At 64.4% G+C, this 17,322-nt stretch carries 17 protein-coding genes; 11 read left to right on the forward strand and 6 right to left on the reverse strand.

Going from position 1 to position 17,322, the window contains the following annotated elements:
* The first annotated feature begins 131 nt into the window (after positions 1-131).
* Together MHM88_RS03760 and MHM88_RS03765 are read left to right on the forward strand one after the other, a co-directional pair.
* Entirely contained in the window at positions 132-764 is a 633-nt protein-coding gene (locus tag MHM88_RS03760; RefSeq protein ID WP_239360158.1) for an HD domain-containing protein, read from the forward strand.
* A complete protein-coding gene (locus MHM88_RS03765) occupies positions 761-1,375 on the forward strand; it encodes a TetR/AcrR family transcriptional regulator (protein WP_239360159.1) in 615 nt (204 codons plus the stop codon). Before MHM88_RS03760 ends, MHM88_RS03765 begins: the two co-directional genes overlap by 4 nt.
* Before the next feature lie 113 nt (positions 1,376-1,488).
* Here the strand turns inward: MHM88_RS03765 and MHM88_RS03770 are convergent, their stop codons facing one another.
* Positions 1,489-2,562: a PotD/PotF family extracellular solute-binding protein gene (locus MHM88_RS03770; protein ID WP_239360160.1), complete on the reverse strand. Its 1,074-nt coding sequence runs from the start codon at positions 2,560-2,562 to the stop codon at positions 1,489-1,491.
* Between the two features lie 447 nt (positions 2,563-3,009).
* Positions 3,010-3,438 (reverse strand): peptidylprolyl isomerase, encoded by a 429-nt coding sequence (locus MHM88_RS03775; RefSeq protein WP_239318918.1) that lies wholly within the window; start codon positions 3,436-3,438, stop codon positions 3,010-3,012.
* A 164-nt stretch (positions 3,439-3,602) separates the two neighbouring features.
* Here MHM88_RS03775 and MHM88_RS03780 point away from each other — a divergent pair, with 164 nt between their 5' ends.
* The 8 genes from MHM88_RS03780 to MHM88_RS03815 all read left to right on the forward strand — a co-directional run bounded on the left by MHM88_RS03780 (position 3,603) and on the right by MHM88_RS03815 (position 11,257).
* Positions 3,603-4,292, forward strand: coding sequence for a haloacid dehalogenase type II (locus MHM88_RS03780; RefSeq protein ID WP_239360166.1), 690 nt, complete (start codon positions 3,603-3,605; stop codon positions 4,290-4,292).
* 15 nt (positions 4,293-4,307) lie between these two features.
* Entirely contained in the window at positions 4,308-5,156 is an 849-nt protein-coding gene (locus tag MHM88_RS03785) for an alpha/beta fold hydrolase (protein WP_239360168.1), read from the forward strand.
* Positions 5,153-6,130 (forward strand): threonine/serine dehydratase, encoded by a 978-nt coding sequence (locus MHM88_RS03790; protein WP_239360170.1) that lies wholly within the window; start codon positions 5,153-5,155, stop codon positions 6,128-6,130. Before MHM88_RS03785 ends, MHM88_RS03790 begins: the two co-directional genes overlap by 4 nt.
* A gap of 150 nt (positions 6,131-6,280) precedes the next feature.
* Positions 6,281-7,072, forward strand: coding sequence for a 3-oxoadipate enol-lactonase (pcaD, locus tag MHM88_RS03795; protein WP_239360172.1), 792 nt, complete (start codon positions 6,281-6,283; stop codon positions 7,070-7,072).
* On the forward strand, positions 7,065-7,793 hold the full coding sequence (locus tag MHM88_RS03800; protein WP_239360174.1) for an alpha/beta fold hydrolase: 729 nt from the start codon (positions 7,065-7,067) through the stop codon (positions 7,791-7,793). The genes pcaD and MHM88_RS03800 overlap by 8 nt, the downstream gene beginning before the upstream one ends.
* A gap of 233 nt (positions 7,794-8,026) precedes the next feature.
* Entirely contained in the window at positions 8,027-9,118 is a 1,092-nt protein-coding gene (locus MHM88_RS03805; RefSeq protein WP_239360176.1) for a zinc-binding dehydrogenase, read from the forward strand.
* Between the two features lie 124 nt (positions 9,119-9,242).
* Positions 9,243-10,481: a mandelate racemase/muconate lactonizing enzyme family protein gene (locus MHM88_RS03810; RefSeq protein WP_239360177.1), complete on the forward strand. Its 1,239-nt coding sequence runs from the start codon at positions 9,243-9,245 to the stop codon at positions 10,479-10,481.
* 461 nt (positions 10,482-10,942) lie between these two features.
* The gene (locus tag MHM88_RS03815; RefSeq protein ID WP_239360187.1) at positions 10,943-11,257 is read left to right on the forward strand and encodes a helix-turn-helix transcriptional regulator; all 315 of its coding nucleotides are present in this window, start codon (positions 10,943-10,945) and stop codon (positions 11,255-11,257) included.
* Between the two features lie 34 nt (positions 11,258-11,291).
* Here MHM88_RS03815 and MHM88_RS03820 read toward each other — a convergent pair whose 3' ends face one another.
* Positions 11,292-12,140: a fumarylacetoacetate hydrolase family protein gene (locus tag MHM88_RS03820; RefSeq protein WP_239360189.1), complete on the reverse strand. Its 849-nt coding sequence runs from the start codon at positions 12,138-12,140 to the stop codon at positions 11,292-11,294.
* A 98-nt stretch (positions 12,141-12,238) separates the two neighbouring features.
* On the reverse strand, positions 12,239-15,205 hold the full coding sequence (locus MHM88_RS03825) for an ABC transporter transmembrane domain-containing protein (RefSeq protein ID WP_239361135.1): 2,967 nt from the start codon (positions 15,203-15,205) through the stop codon (positions 12,239-12,241).
* Positions 15,206-15,527: 322 nt separating this feature from the next.
* Between MHM88_RS03825 and MHM88_RS03830 the strand changes: the two genes are divergently transcribed.
* On the forward strand, positions 15,528-15,917 hold the full coding sequence (locus MHM88_RS03830; RefSeq protein ID WP_239360190.1) for a DUF3307 domain-containing protein: 390 nt from the start codon (positions 15,528-15,530) through the stop codon (positions 15,915-15,917).
* A gap of 84 nt (positions 15,918-16,001) precedes the next feature.
* Here the strand turns inward: MHM88_RS03830 and MHM88_RS03835 are convergent, their stop codons facing one another.
* Positions 16,002-16,592 (reverse strand): type 1 glutamine amidotransferase family protein, encoded by a 591-nt coding sequence (locus MHM88_RS03835; protein WP_239360192.1) that lies wholly within the window; start codon positions 16,590-16,592, stop codon positions 16,002-16,004.
* Between the two features lie 132 nt (positions 16,593-16,724).
* Positions 16,725-17,183, reverse strand: coding sequence for an Lrp/AsnC family transcriptional regulator (locus MHM88_RS03840; RefSeq protein ID WP_239318898.1), 459 nt, complete (start codon positions 17,181-17,183; stop codon positions 16,725-16,727).
* Positions 17,184-17,322: the final 139 nt, after the last annotated feature.

The following is a 17,322-nucleotide window of genomic DNA, read 5'->3' on the forward strand; positions in this document are numbered from 1 at the left end:
AGAATTCAGACTGTTAAGGCACCCTTCGGGGTGCCTTTTCTTTTTGTTGCAGGTCGTTTTGGGTATCGGCTCTTTTGTTTTATACCGAATCGCATAATAAAAGGCGAGCCTTTCAAGACAGGATACTTTCGATGCTTCTCACTGACCTCGTCACCCCGCCCGACACGGCCCTGTGCGCCGCCGCCGAAGAGATGGCGCGCATGGCAAGCGATCCCTTCCTTTATAACCATGTCAGCCGTTCATATGTGTTTGGCGCGCTGGCGGCGCGTGCGACGGGCATGCAGTATGACCCGGAGCTGTTCTACATCGCCGCCATGCTGCATGATCTCGGCCTGACCGAAACCTATATGGCGGAGGATCGTTTTGAGGTGGACGCCGCCGATGCCGCCGCCACGTTCCTTGCGGCGCAAAACGTCGAGCAATCGCGCATTGACCGGGTTTGGGACGCGATTGCGCTGCACACGACGTTTTCGATCCCGCAGAAAAAATCGCCCGAGGCCGCGCTGGTGCAGATCGGTGCGGGGCTGGATGTGGGCGTTATCCCTCATGACCACATCACGCCGGAGGTGATGGAACAGGTGCTTGACGCCTACCCCCGTCTGGGTTTCAAAAAGGCCATGGAACAAGCGCTCACCCGGATCTACAAAGCCAAGCCCATGACAGCGATGCATAATTTTGGCGCTGATGTGGCCCATCGTCATGTGCCGGGCTTTCACCAGCCGCATTTCTGCGATGTGCTGCACGGGGCGGATTTCCCCGAATGAGCAAGGCGGGGCAGACACGCGGTCGGGGCCGTCCGCGCAAGTTCGATGAACGCGCGGTACGGCAGACCATCATGGAGACCTTCTGGCAGAAGGGCTATGCGGCCACCTCGCTCGATGATCTCTCCAAGGCCACCGGCCTTGTCCGCCCCAGCCTTTATGCCGCCTTTGGCAACAAGGAAGAAATGTTCCTGCGCGCGATGGATGATTTTGTCACCCGCGTGCAGGGAGATCTGCGCCGTCAGGTACCGCGCGATGCCGCGCCCGAAGACGCGCTGCTGGCGGTTTTTACCGCGATGCTGGCAATCTATCAGGAGGACGGCGCTTCCGGCGCACGGGGCTGCCTGGTGTTTTCGACCGCCATTGCCGAAGCCCCCATGCACCCAGAGATCCGCACTGCGTTGCTTGCTCGGATTGCCCAAACCGATCACCAGTTCCGCCGTCTTTTTGATCACCTGGCACCGGCTGCGCCGGAGGCCTCCCGCGCAGCCGCCGCAGACCTCGCCGCCGCAACTCTGCATTCCCTGGGGCTGCGCGTCCGGGCCGGCAGCGACATCGAGGGATTGCGGGTCTTCCTTCAGCGCTCGGCCCGCAGCATCGCGTCACAGCTGTAACGCGCAGCGCGCCAGCGCCGCCCCCCCCCAGACACCGGACCACAATCTGCCCCGGCAAACAAAAAAGGGGACGCCCTGGCGCCCCCTTCTCCGTCTCGATCCAATGGACCTGATCAGCTGTCGCCGCCCGAGGCGCGCTTGGACAGCATGTTCATCACGTTGTTGGCAACCTTGGTATAGGGCGGCCAGAACAGCTCTTCGGCAAAGAACTCCGGGTTCTCGTCCAGCATCGGGTTGGCATCGACCTGCGTCGTCGCCGCCACCATGCCAAGACCATTCACGATGCGCTCCTGCACGTCCTTGCCGATGAAATAGTTGGCAAAGATCTCTGCCGCTTCCAGCTTCTCGCCCTCAAGCTTCTTGGAGAAGTTGATGGTGTCGAGCCAGACGGTGTTGCCTTCCTCGAAGTTCACGATGCTCCAGTTGCCGCCTTCGGCCACATGCGCCGCTGCACCCGGCCCGTAAGAGGCCACAAACGCCAGATCGTCGCGGAATTCCGGACCGGCGCTCCAGAAGAAACCGACCTGATCGTAGAGCGTGTTCATGGTCTGCTGGAGCGCGCCATCAGCCTTCTGCATCTCCGCCATCTTCTTGCGATCTCCGGAGGCATCCTGCACCGCAAACGGCGCCTCGCCCATCGCCATCAACGCCAGCGCCACGTTGGGCTGCACCTGACCATCGGTCAGCGAGATACGGCCCTTCCATTCCGGCTTCAGAAGGTCGGCGACAGAGGCGGGGTGCTCCGACACCACATCGTCATTGGCCCAGATCCCGTAGGACCCGCCACCGAACGGCAGGTAGAGCGGACCCGCATCCGACATGCCCATCGGGATTGCGCTCAGCTCCGGCAGCAGCGCCGCAGCGTTGCTCAGCCGTGGCGAGGACAGGTCGATGGGTTGCAACAGGTTGGAGAAGGGAAAGCCCTCCATCTGGATGTAGTTCAGCGTCAGGAAGGACACGTCCACATCACCGGAACGGATCACGTCGAACATCTGCTCCGGCCCCTCGGCCAGCGTGTCCATGACGCGCACCTCGACATCATAACCTTCGGACTTGAGGATGTCGTTCACCGCCGCGACCTCGGCCGGCAGGACATAGCCGTCCCACGTGAAAACATTCAGATATTCGGTGGCATGCGCCATGGTGCCGCCAATGGTGAACATTGCGCCAAGAAGCAGATTCCGCATGTGAGAGAACTCCCGTTAGATAAAAACCCACCCGCAGGCCAACCGGCCGTTCTATCGGGCCGGGAACAAAACGCGGCATCACGCCAGCGCGGCAGCGGGTCTGTGGGGAAGGTCGCCGAGAGAAATGAACAGGACGTGAATCCCGATCACCGCGCTTCAGAAATGCGCGGCGCAATTGAAGTAAGTTGCGGGTGGTCGCCCGGGGCGGAATGCGCTCGTGACGCGAGGCCGATGAGGCTCACAGGCGGCGCGCGCAGACGGAGGGGGGGGAAGACGCGACCGCCAAAACAGGTTTTGGCGGCGATCACATGGACGGGCTGCGGCCTGTCCCCCGCCGCGCCGCAGGCGCGGCGCCGGGCCCAACCGGGAAGGATGCGCTTGCCGCGTCCCGAGCGGGCGGGAGCCCCGCCTGCCCGGCTTTCAAAGCAGTGGCAGTGATGCCTGGCCTCAGGCGATCGCCACCAGCTCCACGTCAAAGACCAGGTCCTGGCCCGCCAGACGATGGTTGGCGTCCAGGGTCACATTCGCCTCGTCCACCTCGACCACTGTCACCGGCAGCACCTGGCCTTCGGGGGTCTGCATCTGGAGCATGGTGCCGATTTCCAGCGGAATATCGTCCGGGATCCCCTCGCGCGGCACCGCCTGGCGCGCCGACGGGTTGATCGGGCCGTAGGCATCTTCGCAGGCAATCTCCAGCGTCTTGGTGTCGCCTTCGGCCATCTCCAGCATGCCTTCGTCCATGCCCTTGATCACGTGGCCGGCGCCGACGGTGAACTCTAGCGGATCGCGCCCTTCGGAACTGTCAAAGACGGTGCCGTCCGTCAGTTTTCCAGTGTAGTGGATGCGAACCGTGTCGCCATTTTTTACCGCGGTCATAATGACCCCCTTTCGGGTTCTCTGGTGTATTTCAGGCCCAACGCCCAATGATAAAGCGCCACCCTAACGGCCATGTCGGCAGAGTAAACCCGTACCAACACAATTTAGCCCATTGAGACCGGCCCCGCTTGTGGCACCTTTGCCGCGACAGGGAGATCCAAGAGATGACACTCAAGACCTGCATCTTCGACGCCTATGGCACGTTGTTCGATGTCACGGCTGCCGCCCGGCAGGCCGCCGCAGACCCGGCGTTTCCGCAGCTTGCCGACAGCTGGGCGACACTGGCGCAGGACTGGCGACTGAAGCAGCTGCAATACACCTGGTTGCGTGCGGTCGTCGGCGCCCATGCAGATTTCTGGCAGGTCACACAGGACGGCCTCGACTGGGCGTTGGAGGCTGCGGGCCTGGCCGACCAACCGGCGTTGCGGCAACGGTTGCTCGACCTCTATTGGCAGCTCGCCGCCTATCCGGAGGTTCCGGCGATGCTGCAGGCGCTGAAGGCGGCAGGCTACAACACCGGCATCCTGTCGAACGGCTCGCCCGACATGCTGGCGGGGGCGGTGGACTCGGCCGGGATTTCCGAATGCCTCGATGCGGTGCTGTCGGTCGAAAGCGTCGGCGTCTTCAAACCCGCTGCTGCCGTCTATGATCTGGTGGGCGCGCATTTTGGCGATGCCCCATCCGACGTTCTGTTTGTGTCCTCCAACGGCTGGGACGCCGGTTGTGCAACCGGCTATGGCTTTACCACGGTCTGGGTCAACCGGGGCAACGAGCCGGTCGATCGGCTGCCCTGGCGTCCCACACATATCCTGACCGACCTGAGCACCGTGCCCGACATTGCCGCCTCCTGCTGAGAAAGACCCTGTTACATGAGCCGTTTCACCACGCCCGACGGGCTGTCGCTCTACTATGAAACCCACGGCAACCGCGATGGATTGCCGCTGATCTGCCTGCCCGGGCTGACCCGCGACGGGCAGGATTTCCGCTATGTTCTGCCGCATCTTGCCGATTACCACGTGATCCTGCTGGACCTGCGCGGCCGGGGGCGTTCCGACTATGCCGAGGACCCCGGCAGCTACAACATCCTGACCGAAGCCGGGGATGTGGTCGCGCTGATGGATCATCTCGACCTGTCCCGTGCCGCCATCCTGGGCACCTCGCGCGGCGGGCTCGTCGCCATGGCCATGGCCGGCACCACCCGGGACCGGCTGTCGGCGGTGATCCTGAATGACGTCGGCCCCGACATCGCCGACACGGGGCTCGGGCGCATCTTCGACTATCTGGGGCGGCGACCAGCCGCAAAAACCCACGCGCAGGCCGCCCAGGCGCTCGAGGCCGCGATGTCTCCGGCCTTTTTCGGCGTCCCGTCGCAGCGCTGGCTGGAAGAGGCGCAGACCTTCTACAAGGAAACCCCGGACGGGCTGGAGCTGCGCTATGATGCCCGCCTGCGGGACGCGATGCTGGCCCAGGCCGAGGCCGTGGCAGAGATGGAGGAGAAACCCAGCCTCTGGCCATGGTTCGCCGCACTCGACGGCCTGCCCTGCGGCGTCATCCGGGGCGCACAGTCCGACATCCTCTCGGCCGAGACCTACGCGGAAATGCAGCGCCGCCTGCCCGCGCTGCGCGCGGTGGAGCTGCCGGATCGCGGCCATGTGCCCTTTCTCGATGAACCCGCTGCCCTGTCCCTTATCCACGACGTATTGAAAGACGCCCAATGACCACACTCGCCATGATCGAGGCCGCCGCCGCGCGGCTCAAGGGCCACGCCCGTCGCACGCCGCTGCTGTCCTCGCCGTTTCTTGACGAGATCGCGGGCCGCCGCCTGCTGGTGAAGGCCGAGTGCCTGCAACACACCGGATCGTTCAAGTTCCGCGGCGGCTGGGCGGCGCTCTCGGCGCTCTCCCCGGAGCTGCGCACACGCGGTGTCATCGCCTATTCCTCCGGCAACCACGCACAGGGCGTTGCCGCTGCCGCCAAGGCCCATGGCGCGCCTGCGGTCATCGTGATGCCTGCCGATGCGCCCCGCCTCAAGATCGACAACACCCGCGCCCTCGGCGCCGAGGTCGTTCTTTATGACCGCGCCGCCGGTGAGAGCCGCGAAGCCGCCGCCGCACCGCTGGTCGAGAGCCGCGGCCTCACCCTGATCAAACCCTATGACGAACCCGAGGTGATCGCAGGTCAGGGCACCACCGGCCTGGAGATCGCCGAACAGGCGGCAGAGCTTGGCATTACGGAGGCCGACGTCCTGGTCTGCTGCGGCGGCGGAGGTCTGACCTCCGGCATCGCGCTGGCACTGGAAGATCGCGCGCCCGGGATGCGCGTGCGCCCGACAGAGCCAGAAGGGTTTGATGACGTGGTGCGCTCGCAGGCCGCAGGCCGGATCGAGACCAATGCCGCGCCCACCGGCTCCATCTGCGATGCGATCCTGACCCCGGCCCCGGGCGAAATCACCTGGCCGCTGCTGTCCCGCCTCTGCGCGCCGGGCATCACCATCACCGATGCCGAAGCACAACAGGCCATGGCGCTGGCCTTTCAGCGCCTCAAGATCGTGCTGGAACCCGGCGGCGCCGCGTCTCTGGCCGCAGCCCTGTTCCACGGTTCGGACCTTGAGGGCGATACCGTGATCGCCGTTGCCACCGGCGGCAATGTGGACACCGAGACCTTTGCCGAGGCGCTCGCGCGCTTTGGCTGAGACGGCCTCTGCCGCGCTTGTGCAACCGTCATTCGAGGTGTCCCGGTCGCTGGCCACTTCTGACAGATCCGGCTAGGGTCGGGGACCTCACCCCACCCTGATCGGACCCGGCGTCCGGTCCGCACAGCGCAGAACCAAAGAGCCCCACCCATGCCCCTCGCAGACCTCGGCGACGTCCAGTTGAACTACACCCTACGCGGTCCGGAGACGGCCCCACCCGTGGTGTTTGCCCATGCGCTTGGCACCGATCAGCACATCTGGGATCGCGTGATCGACCTTCTGCCCGACGGCCTGCGCATCCTGACCTTCGACCTGCGCGGTCACGGAGGGTCCTCGGCACCCGACGGTCCCTACTCCATGGGCACGCTGGTGCGCGACACGGAACGATTGATGGAGTTCTGCGAGATCCGCGACAGCCTCTTTGTTGGCCTCTCCATCGGCGGCATGATCGCCCAGGGCCTTGCGGTCAAACGGCTCGATCAGATCCGGGCCCTGGTGCTGTCGAACACCGCCGCAAAGATCGGCACCCCAGAAATCTGGCAGCGCCGGATGGCGGCGATCCGCAGCGGCGGCATGACCGCCATAAGCACAGACACCATGCAGCGCTGGTTCCCCCGCGCCTATGTGAAATCCGGTGCCCACGCCCCGACACAGGCACAGATCGAAAACTGCCCGTCGGAAGGATACCTGGGCTGCTGCGCCGCCATCGCCGGAACCGATTTCTACACGCCGACCTCCGGCCTGCGGCTGCCAGCCCTCGGGATTGCCGGCTCCGAGGACGGTTCGACGCCGCCGGATCTGGTGCGCGAGACCGTCGATCTGATCCCCGGCTCGCAGTTCACCCTGTTGCGCCGGACCGGGCATGTGCCGCCCATCGACCAGCCCGAAACCTATGCCGAACGGCTCACACATTTCATGCAGGAGATCGCTCACCTTGGCTGATATTCTTCTCGTACACGGGTCCTGCCACGGCGCCTGGTGCTGGCGCGACCTGACCCCGGCTCTGACCGTATATGGCCATACCGTGCGCACCATCGACCTGCCCGGCCACGGCGACGGGCGTTCGCCAGCAGATGTCAGCCTGGACGACAGCTGCCGGGCAGTGGCCGCCCAGATCACGCCAGACACAATTGTCGTCGGACACTCCTGGGCCGGTTTTCCGATCACCGGTGCCGTGGCCCACGCCTGCCCACGCGGGCTGATCTACCTCTGCGCCTATGTCCCGATCTCCGGCATGTCGCTGATCGACATGCGCCGGGCCGGTCCACGCCAGACCATCGGCAGCGCCGCGGTCAAATCCGAGGACGGGCACAGCTATACGATCCACCCGGATGCTGCGCCGGAGCTGTTCTATCACGACTGCCCCCCCGACGCCGTGTCTTTCGCGCTGGACCATATATGCCCGCAGCCGATCCGGCCACAGGCGACGCCCCTCACCGTTCCCGACCGCTGGAGCAGCCTGCCCAAGCACTACATCCGCTGTACACACGACCGGACCATCCCGCCGGAGTATCAGGCCAGCATGACCGCGGACTGGCCGGACGCGCAGGTCCATGTTCTGGACAGCGCTCACTCCCCGTTCTTCGCCGCGCCTCACCCGCTGGCCAGATTGATCGACCAGATCACGGCCAATATCCCGGCCCCGTCGGAGCCGCCACGTTAAGGGAACACCCGCCGTTCGGGAAGGCGTGCACGCGGGCCGGATCACCGCGTGTTCGCCTCCCTCGGTGCGCCATGCCTCGCACCGCCCCCCCAGGCCCGGCGGCCCCGTTCGGCGCGCCTCTCCAATGTCCCACCCGATGCCGTAGCGTAGAACCGACACTTCAACGCCGTTTTCCGCATTGCAGTGCACCAGAGCGCCCGTCACCCTGACCGCAACCGACGAGGAGACGAACCATGCAGTTGATCAAGGCCGCAGTGTGCCACACACATGGCGCCCCGCTTGTGATCGAAGAAATCCGGATCGCACCACCCGGAGCGGGCGAAGTCGAAGTCACCCTCGATGCCGTCGCGATCTGCCATAGCGACATCTCCTATGCCGACGGGGCCTGGGGCGGCTCCCTGCCTGCGGTCTTCGGACATGAGGCCGCCGGTCGCGTCACCGCGGTTGGCGCCGGTGTCGAAGGGTTCGCCCCCGGCGATGATGTGATCGTGACCCTGATCCGGGCCTGCGGCAGCTGCCCCACATGTGCCGCGGGTCGCCCCGTCAACTGTGCCACGCCCCGGGACGGGACCGACGGGCCGCTCACCACCGCGGAGGGACGCCCCATACTTCAGGCGATGGACTGCGGTGCATTTGCCGAAAAGGTCGTGGTCAGCGCCCGACAGATCGTGAAGATCCCCGCGCAGATCCCCAAGGACGTGGCGGCGCTGATCTCCTGTGGCGTGATCACCGGCATCGGCGGAGCGGTCAACACCGCCCATCTGAGAGCGGGCGAGGACGTGGTGGTCATCGGCGCTGGCGGCGTCGGGCTCAACGCGATCCAGGGTGCGCGCATCGCCGGCGCCCGCCGTATCGTGGCGGTCGACATGAGTTCCGAAAAGCTCGCGATTGCACAGGACTTCGGCGCAACCCACGGCGTCCTCGCAACCGAGCCGAAACCCTGGCGCGCTGCCTTCGAGGCGCTCGGCGGGAAGGGCGCGGAAGTTGTGCTGATTACCGTCGGCGCCATTCCCGCCTACGAGCAGGCCCCCCGCTATCTCGGGCCGGGGGGACGCGCGGTGATGATCGGAATGCCGCACTCCGGCCAGACGGCCCGCTACGAACCCGTGGTGATGGCCGCCCTGGGCCAGGGGTTGCTGGGCTCCAAGATGGGAGATGTGGTGATCCAGCGGGACGTGCCCTGGATCGTCGATCTCTACCAGCAGGGCCGCCTGAAGCTGGACGAACTGATCTCGGGGCGCTGGTCGCTGGCGCAGATCAACGACGCCATCGCCGATACCAGAACCGGCAGCGCCAAACGCAATGTGATCCTCTTCGACCGCTGAGGATTGCAACCTGACGCAGGGATCCGGGCCACCAGGCCCGGACCCGCGCGCGCCGGGGCCTCGATGGCCCCGGCGCGCGCTCCCGCCTCCACCCGATCTGCAGACCATCAAAGGACCGAGAGATATGAAACTCCAGGACCTCGACATCATCATCACCGCGCCCCCCGCTCCGGGCTGGGGCGGGCGCTACTGGATTCTCGTCAAACTCACCACCGACACCGGCATTACCGGCTGGGGGGAATGCTATGCCTCCACTGTCGGCCCCAAGGCAATGACCGCCGTGATCGAGGACGTCTTTGCCCGCCATATGCAGGGTGAAAACCCCGAGAACATCGAGCTGATGTTCCGCCGGGCCTACTCCTCCGGCTTCACCCAGCGCCCGGATCCAACCGTGATGGGAGCCTTCTCCGGTCTCGAAATCGCCTGCTGGGACATCCTCGGCAAGGATCGCGACCGACCGGTGCATGCGCTGCTCGGGGGGCGGATGAACGACCGTATCCGCGCCTATACCTACCTCTACCCCTTGCCGCACCACGATATCAGCACCTTCTGGACCTCCCCCGAAATGGCCGCCGACTCCGCCCGCGATGCCGTCGCGCGCGGATATACGGCGGTGAAATTCGATCCCGCCGGCCCCTACACGATCCGCGGCGGCCACATGCCCGCCATGTCGGACATCAGCCTCTCGGTCGCCTTCTGCAAGGCGATCCGCGACGCGGTCGGCGACAGGGCGGATCTCCTGTTCGGCACCCATGGCCAGTTCAACACCGCGGGCGCAATCCGCATGGGCCAGGCGCTCGAACCCTATAGCCCGCTCTGGTACGAAGAACCCACCCCGCCGGATATGGTCGAGGACATGGCCCGCGTGGCCAGACAGGTCCGCATCCCGGTTTCCGCCGGGGAACGCCTGTCCACCAAGGCCGAATTTGGCGCGCTGCTGCGGGCCGGTGCCGCGGAAATCCTGCAACCCGCACTCGGACGCGCCGGCGGGATCTGGGAAATGAAGAAGGTCGCCGCCATGGCCGAAGTGTTCAATGCCCAGATGGCGCCGCATCTCTACGCCGGGCCGGTGGAATGGGCGGCCAATATCCAGTTCGCCGCCTCCATCCCCAACCTTCTGATGGCAGAAACGATCGAAACCCCCTTTCACGATGCGCTGATCAAATCCTCGATCCAGGTCGAACAGGGCTTTGTCACGCCGCCAACCTCGGCGGGCCTCGGCATCGAGGTGGACGAGGACCTCGCCCGCGCGCATCCGTTTACCGGCGACGACCTGCACCTCAACATGCAGGAAGCGCCCTGCGACTATGCAAACGGCAATGCGTTTCAGGGGGGTGCTCCGGTTCTGGACGGCGACACCTAGCGGTTCCCCGGACCGCAGGTCACCCAGCGCCACACGCAGCGCCGGTACCTCTGCACCGACGCATCAGCCCTGCCCCTCCCAAACCAGCCGGCGGACCAGCAACAGTCCGCCGGCTGCCGCGCACAGCGCCTGATTCCCGCATGTAACCAGACAGGCAATGCCCCGCTCGGGTGGCCCCGCACCAGTCGCAACCTTGCGCCCGGAGCCCGTCCTCACGGCGACGTGTCTGGACATTTCCAGCGCATTGCCGCTAGGACATCTTTTCCAACCTCGCCAGATCCGGCGAGGCGTTCCCGCAAAAAGTGAGCGGAGGTTTGCTAAAATGAATAAATATTTGCCAAAACTCTTGCGATCCCCCTACAAGACGTGAACTTACTCTAGTTAGCGTCAGCCCTATGGCCTGACACACTCAGCCTGCGCCCGTGCAGGATCAACGACGGCCCCGAGAGTAGACCCTGACCATGACTGAAACACTGGACATGCCCGCCCCCGACATGGCAGATCGCGCGTCTGACGCCGCAACCCTGTTGAAAGCCCTGGCGCATGAGGGACGCCTGATGATCCTGTGCTATCTCGCCGGCGAGCAGGAGCTTTCGGTGGGCGCGCTTGAAGACAGGCTGGGCAAGCGGCAGGCCGCGGTCAGCCAGCTGCTCTCCCGCCTGCGCGAAGATCGGCTGGTTGTGGCCCGGCGCGAAGGCAAGACGGTCTATTATTCCCTTGCCGACGGACCGGCCACAAGCATCCTCGATACACTGCAGGACATCTATTGCAGTTGAAGGGTCCGCGCCGCCCTGGCGCGGTGTCCCGGGTTTATTGATCGGCGCGCAGGTTTTGCCGCTGACGGCCAAGCCCCTGAATTTCCAACTCCATAACATCGCCCTCCTGAAGAAAGATCGGCGTGGGCTTCTGCCCCATGCCGACCCCGGGAGGGGTTCCGGTGGCGATGACATCCCCGGGATGCAGCGTCATCAGCTGGCTGAGGTGGCTGATGATCTCGGCCACGGAAAAGATCATCCGGCTGGTATGCCCGGTCTGCATCCGCTGGCCGTTCACATCGCATGACAGGTCGAGCGCCTGAGGGTCGGGCACCTCATCAGCGGTGACCAGCCACGGACCGATGGGACCAAAGGTGTCGCAGCTCTTGCCCTTGGTCCACTGCCCGGTCAATTGCATCTGGAAGTCGCGTTCCGAGACATCATTCACGATGCAATAACCCGCCACATGGTCCAACGCGTCTTCCACTGTGACGTATTTTGCCGCCTGACCGATCACCACGCCCAGCTCGACTTCCCAATCCGTCGCCTTCGACCCTCGGGGAATGCACACGTCATCGCAGGCGCCTATGATCGCCGAATTTGCTTTCATGAAAAGAATGGGGTGTGCCGGAGGGGACGCCCCCACTTCCTGGGCATGATCGGAATAGTTGAGTCCGATGCAGAGGAACTTGCCGACACCCCCGACGCAGGGCGCATAGTCGAGCGCCCCCTCCAGTTCGGGCAGTGCGCGCGCATCCAGTGCCGCGATCGCCGCCAGCACAGATGGGTTCAGCGTTTCCGGCGTGACATCCGCGACATGCTGGGCCAGATCCCGGGGCTTGCCCTCCGCGTCGATCAAGCCGGGGCGGACCCCTTCGGCGGTCCGGTAGCGAAACAGTTTCATGCGTTCTCTCCCTGATTTTCATTGGTATTTTTGGCCCGCCTGAGCGGCCCGCCTGGCACCCCGGAGGGCCGCCTGTCGCATCACGCCGGATCGCAATCTCAGCTGGAGACGTATCCCGCGACCACCTGCAACAGCTTGAAGGCCGTATTGGCATCATTCTCCACCACGGCGAGGAACTCCTCCTCACCGATCCGCAGGCAGGTCAGGTCGCTCTCTGCGACCATCGACAGGGCGCGGGGCTCCTTGCGGATCAGGCCAAGCTCTCCGACCAGCCGACCCGGCCCGACCCGCGCGATCATCTGCGCCTGCGTGCCGTCGTCATCAGACGGCAGGTAGAGCCCCGCCTCGCCCTCGATGATCATATAGGCCCCATCGGTGGCCGCATCGTCCTTGTGGAAGACGGCAGTGCCCGGTGCCGCCTCATACCAGCGCGCGCCAAAGGCCAGCAGCCGCAGCTGGCGGCGGTTGAGGCCGGAGAACAGCTCGGTGGTTTCCAGCGCGCGCAGCTTGCGCGACAGATCCGCCGCCGAGGCGCTGTCCTCATCGCCAGTCTCCCGGTCGTCGGCGCGTTCGTCCTTCAGGCGCCCTTGCCGCAGTTCGAAATAATGGTCGAACCGATCCGGGTCCCGGAACGCCGGTTCGAGGAAGATCAGCGTGGTGTGCGGCAGCAGCTCGCGCAGATTGTCCTGCATGGCGCGGCGGGTGTCGCGATCAAAACTGGCCAGGGCGCTGTCTAGGATGAGCACATCCGGGCGCTTGATCGACGCGCGGCAAAAGGCCAGCGGCTCGGCAAAGCTCTGCCCCAGCCCCTGCCCGCCAACGGACACCGGCAGGTCAAAGATCAGCTCCACCACCATTTCGCGCACGCCGGCCTCGTCGATCACCTCGGCAACCGCCTTGCGCAGATCCTCGGCCCGCGCGCCGGCGCTGTCGGAAATCTTGCCGAAGATGGCGTTCTCCAGCACTGTAAAGCCGGGCGCGAAATCGCCCTCGTAGAGCGGCACAAAAATATCGTCGAGCGTGTCCAGAAGCTCGCGCCCGTGGCTGTCGCGCAGGGACAGGATGCGGTCCTCGATCTCGGTGCTGAAGGCTGGCCCCAGTGACTCGGCGGAAATCGAGAAGGGCACGATCATCATCTGCGCCAGCTCCTCCGGCTCCAGCGCCTCGGTGCCCTTGGATTTCACCTTTTGCAGCAATTGCAGTGCCGCCTCATAGTCCGAAGCCTCCAGCCCCAGCTTGCGGAACAACGGATGCACGGTGCCGTCCATGCCAAAGATCTGCCGCAGCATTTCCAGCACGTCCTGCGCCAGCATCACCAGATCCTTGTCGAGCCCGATACGGCGCACCGTCTCCAGAAAGTCGCTCTGCTGTCGCAACAGCTCGTAGGTGATCGGCACCGAGCGCGTCGCATAGAGCAGGTTCTCCACCACCGGCAACGCGGGGTTATACTGTTCGCGATTGTTGAAATGGGCAAAGGCATCCAGCCCCGCATCCATCAGCGCCAGCTGCACATGCGGGCGCAGCTTCACCAGCGCATCGGCCAGTTTCGGATGCTCCGCCCGGTCAAAGATCTGGTCCATGCCCCGCCGCAGCAGCGCCGTGTCAGAGCCGATGCCCTCGACGATGCGCAACCACCAGTCGCGCAGTTCCTCCGGCTTCTCAAACCCGGCAATGCGCGGATCGACCCAGTTCACATCAAAGGGATCGGGGCTGTTGCCCGCACGGATGGCATCGCGCTGGACGCGTGGATCGGAAGGATCCTCCAACGGGCGCACCCGCAGTGGCATCAGCACGTTTTCCCCGAATGACCCCTGGAACAGCGCCGGGCGCGAGGTGGCATGGCCGACCCGCGTTGCCAGCACCATCTGGTGCAGTTCGCGAATGTTATGTCCGGCCAGGGTCACCGTGCCCGATGCGGGCAGCACCTCACGGGTCAGAACCTCTGCCAGGGCACGGCGGTCCTCTTCGGACGGCGCGGCGATACCGATCAATTCGCCCTTGGGGAAGGTCGCCGTCAGCTCCTCCAGCACCAGATTGCCATCCGCATCGCGCACGCTGACGCCATCCAGCACGATGTCGCCATCCAGATGCGGCAGCGTCTCCGGCTCGCCCTGCATCAGGCGCTCATCCACCATGTCCGGCGGCGCGAACCGCTCCAGGATCACCTCCCAGCGCAGCGCCATGTCCTGGGTCTGGTTGTAATAGGTCAGCAGTTCCTTCCACGGCGAGGCAAGGTCCTTGTAGGCCGCCAGGGCCGCAACCAGCGCCCCGAGCGAGACCTTGCCCTCCAGCACCAGATAGCCGCCGACCGCGTAGAAGAAGAACGGCGTCAGCTGGGTGATGAAGTTGTTGAGGAACTTCATGAAGAACTTTTTCTGATAGATCTCGAAACGGATCTCGTAGAGCCGCCCCAGCCGATCCGTCACCCGCGCCATGCGGTAGCGCCAGCCGCCGTTCACCCGCAGCGTCGCCGCCCCGGCGGCGCTTTCACCGATTTCCGAGGCCAGCGCCCGCACCTGCTGGATGCGCTTCTTGTTGAGCTTGTTGATCCGTCGCTGCAACAGCGGGATCAGCCAGCCCTGCAAGGGTATGAGGGCAATCGCGGCGAGACCGAACCAGACATTCTGCGCAAACAGGAAATAGAGGATGGTCAGCATCTGGCCGGCCTGGAGCACCGGCTGGCTGACCGCATCCCCCATCAGCCCGCCCATGGGCTCGGATTCGGAGGTGATCATCGACACCAGTTCGCCCTGGCTTGTGCGCTCGAAATAGGGCTGCGGGAACCGCAACACCCGCGCGATCAGACTGTAGCGAAACCGGCGCAGCATACGCTCTGCCAGCACACCTTTCATGGTGTTGATGCGCATCTTGGTCAGCCCATGCGCCAGCACCGCAAGCAGAAAGGCACCGCAAAGCAGCCACAGGTAGGTGAGCTGATCCACCTGATGGCCCCAGACCTCGACCACGGAGCTCTGCGCCCCGATGGCGTCATTGATGATCCGCTTGGGCAACTCCAGCGTCAGATAGAGCAGCGGGAACAGACAGGCCGTGACCACCAGGAGAATCAGCTGGTCGCGCTTGGAGTACTTCCAGATGAATTGGAAAAGCGAGCGTTCTATGGGAGGAGCTCCAAAGATCAGGTGACAGGACGCGGCCTGTAGGATGTGACGGTTATTATGCAGTGTTTTGCCATGGGTAGCGCGGTTTGACCATGGCAGGCAATGGCGCAGGCACGGGCGCGATCCCAGCCTAGAAAGCTGGCTGGAACGCGTCTGTGAGCTATGTCACAGACAGTCGAATGCGGTATTTGCGATACAGGACAAACACCGTAAGGTCCGCCGGGGTAACATGCCCGCGCGAAACGCAACTGCAAGAGGAGCGCCTGTTTTGCCTGAGAATGTCGGGATCGTCCTGCTGCTGATCTGCCTGCTCGAGGTCAAGCATATGTTTGCCGACTTCTACCTGCAGACCAAAAAGATGCTGTCAGGCCGGTGCCAGTATTTTCATCCCGGCCGGGCGCAACACGCGGGCGTCCATGCTCTGGCCTCGGTGGTTGTCCTGTTCATTGTCGGCAGCCCCCCCTGGTTCATCGTTGCCGTCTGTGCCGCGGAATGGGTGATCCACTTCAATATCGACTTCTGGAAAGCGCATCATACCGAGTGCCACAAGCTCGACCCGACCCAGGGGGCATTCTGGCGCGCCATGGGCACCGATCAACTGCTGCATCACCTGACCTACGTGGGCATGGCCGCGGCCTGGGCAACAGTTTCGTTCTGACATCTCGTCCCGCGGCCGGATCATCGGGCCGCAGATCCGGCCGCAGATCCCGCGCGCCTGACCCTCCCGCCAGCAGCGCCCCTTTCAGGAGACAGACACCGGCCCTGCCTTATGCTCTGCGCCGAGCATCGATTTCAGCTGATGCACGGTCTCCAGCGGGATATCGACCGCGGTCATGATCTCGGCAGCAAAACTCACCGGTGCGGTGCCCGCCGCGGTGATCACACCGCCATCGGAAACAGCCGTGGCTTGGTCCACATAGCGCGCCGCGCCCGCATAGCTGTCGGCGTTGGTGCCGAGAAACGCCGGATCATTCGATGTATGGCGCCGCGCATTCAACAATCCGGCGCGCGCCAGCGCCAGCGTCCCACCGCAGATCCCCGCGATCACCGTGCCGCGCGCATGCAGGTCTTGCAGCCACGCGGACAGCTCAGGCGCGTTCGGTTGCTCCCAGATCGTGCCGCCGATCACCACCAACGCCTCCGGGTTCCAGGACGCCAGCGCCTCACATCCGTCCTGCACCCGCGCCACCAGCCCGCCCATCGAGGTCACCACGCCGGGCTCGGGGGCTACATAGCGGATCTCAAGACCGAAGTAGCCCTGTCCGAGGCCGCACAAGACACCATATTCCCAATCCGCAAACCCCTGCGTCAGCAGCACCGCAACCCTGGCCATCGCTCCACTCCTCGCTTCACCACGACTCGGAACATATCGGGAACATACAGGTAGCACAACCGGAAACCCTGCCCCGCGCATGCCCGCACCCCCGCACGAGGCGTCGCAAAGTGGGACGTCGCACAGCCACGCTCAGGGCACCACTGGGGTATCTCGCTTGATCGTTTTCAGAATGACATGGGTTTGCGCGCTGGCCACCCCCGCCAGCTGAAACAGGAACTGCTCCAGAAACTGGTTGTAGGCTTCCAGATCCGGCGCCAGCACCCGCAAATGATAGTCCGCCTGTCCGGTGGTCGCATAGCAGTCGACCACATGTGGGTTGGCCTCCACCGCATGGATGAATTCGGTCAGATGCTCGGGTGCATGCCGCGTCAGGTTGACCTGTACCAGCGCCTCAAATCCCAATCCAACCGCCTTGGGCACCACCACGGCCCCATAGCGGTCAATCACACCGGCCTCCTCCAGCGCGCGCACCCGACGCCAGAGCGCCGAGGGCGACATGCCCACCGCATCGGCCAGATCGGCGTTCGACATGCGGCAATCCTCTTGTAGCAGCGTCAGAATGCGACGATCACGGTCATCCAGCTTCATCGATGTGAAACCCCTGTTCAGAAAAACGGCCCTACGCGGACAGTTTATCCACATAACTGCAAGGAAGCACCATATCTGGCAAGTTTTTTCGCCGAACGGGGCGTATCATTGCATCGCCGAGCCATCCCCGCCCGATTGC

Origin of the sequence: Epibacterium sp. MM17-32 (genome assembly GCF_022348205.1) — a bacterium.
Taxonomy (GTDB): domain Bacteria; phylum Pseudomonadota; class Alphaproteobacteria; order Rhodobacterales; family Rhodobacteraceae; genus Epibacterium.

Excerpts from the sequence above, each read along its gene's own strand:
- MHM88_RS03760 (WP_239360158.1), top strand. The coding sequence starts at position 132 with ATGCTTCTCACTGACCTCGTCACCCCGCCCGACACGGCCCTGTGCGCC.
- MHM88_RS03765 (WP_239360159.1), top strand. The coding sequence starts at position 761 with ATGAGCAAGGCGGGGCAGACACGCGGTCGGGGCCGTCCGCGCAAGTTC.
- MHM88_RS03770 (WP_239360160.1), bottom strand. The coding sequence starts at position 2,562 with ATGCGGAATCTGCTTCTTGGCGCAATGTTCACCATTGGCGGCACCATG.
- MHM88_RS03775 (WP_239318918.1), bottom strand. The coding sequence starts at position 3,438 with ATGACCGCGGTAAAAAATGGCGACACGGTTCGCATCCACTACACTGGA.
- MHM88_RS03780 (WP_239360166.1), top strand. The coding sequence starts at position 3,603 with ATGACACTCAAGACCTGCATCTTCGACGCCTATGGCACGTTGTTCGAT.
- MHM88_RS03785 (WP_239360168.1), top strand. The coding sequence starts at position 4,308 with ATGAGCCGTTTCACCACGCCCGACGGGCTGTCGCTCTACTATGAAACC.
- MHM88_RS03790 (WP_239360170.1), top strand. The coding sequence starts at position 5,153 with ATGACCACACTCGCCATGATCGAGGCCGCCGCCGCGCGGCTCAAGGGC.
- pcaD (WP_239360172.1), top strand. The coding sequence starts at position 6,281 with ATGCCCCTCGCAGACCTCGGCGACGTCCAGTTGAACTACACCCTACGC.
- MHM88_RS03805 (WP_239360176.1), top strand. The coding sequence starts at position 8,027 with ATGCAGTTGATCAAGGCCGCAGTGTGCCACACACATGGCGCCCCGCTT.
- MHM88_RS03810 (WP_239360177.1), top strand. The coding sequence starts at position 9,243 with ATGAAACTCCAGGACCTCGACATCATCATCACCGCGCCCCCCGCTCCG.
- MHM88_RS03815 (WP_239360187.1), top strand. The coding sequence starts at position 10,943 with ATGACTGAAACACTGGACATGCCCGCCCCCGACATGGCAGATCGCGCG.
- MHM88_RS03820 (WP_239360189.1), bottom strand. The coding sequence starts at position 12,140 with ATGAAACTGTTTCGCTACCGGACCGCCGAAGGGGTCCGCCCCGGCTTG.
- MHM88_RS03835 (WP_239360192.1), bottom strand. The coding sequence starts at position 16,592 with ATGGCCAGGGTTGCGGTGCTGCTGACGCAGGGGTTTGCGGATTGGGAA.
- MHM88_RS03840 (WP_239318898.1), bottom strand. The coding sequence starts at position 17,183 with ATGAAGCTGGATGACCGTGATCGTCGCATTCTGACGCTGCTACAAGAG.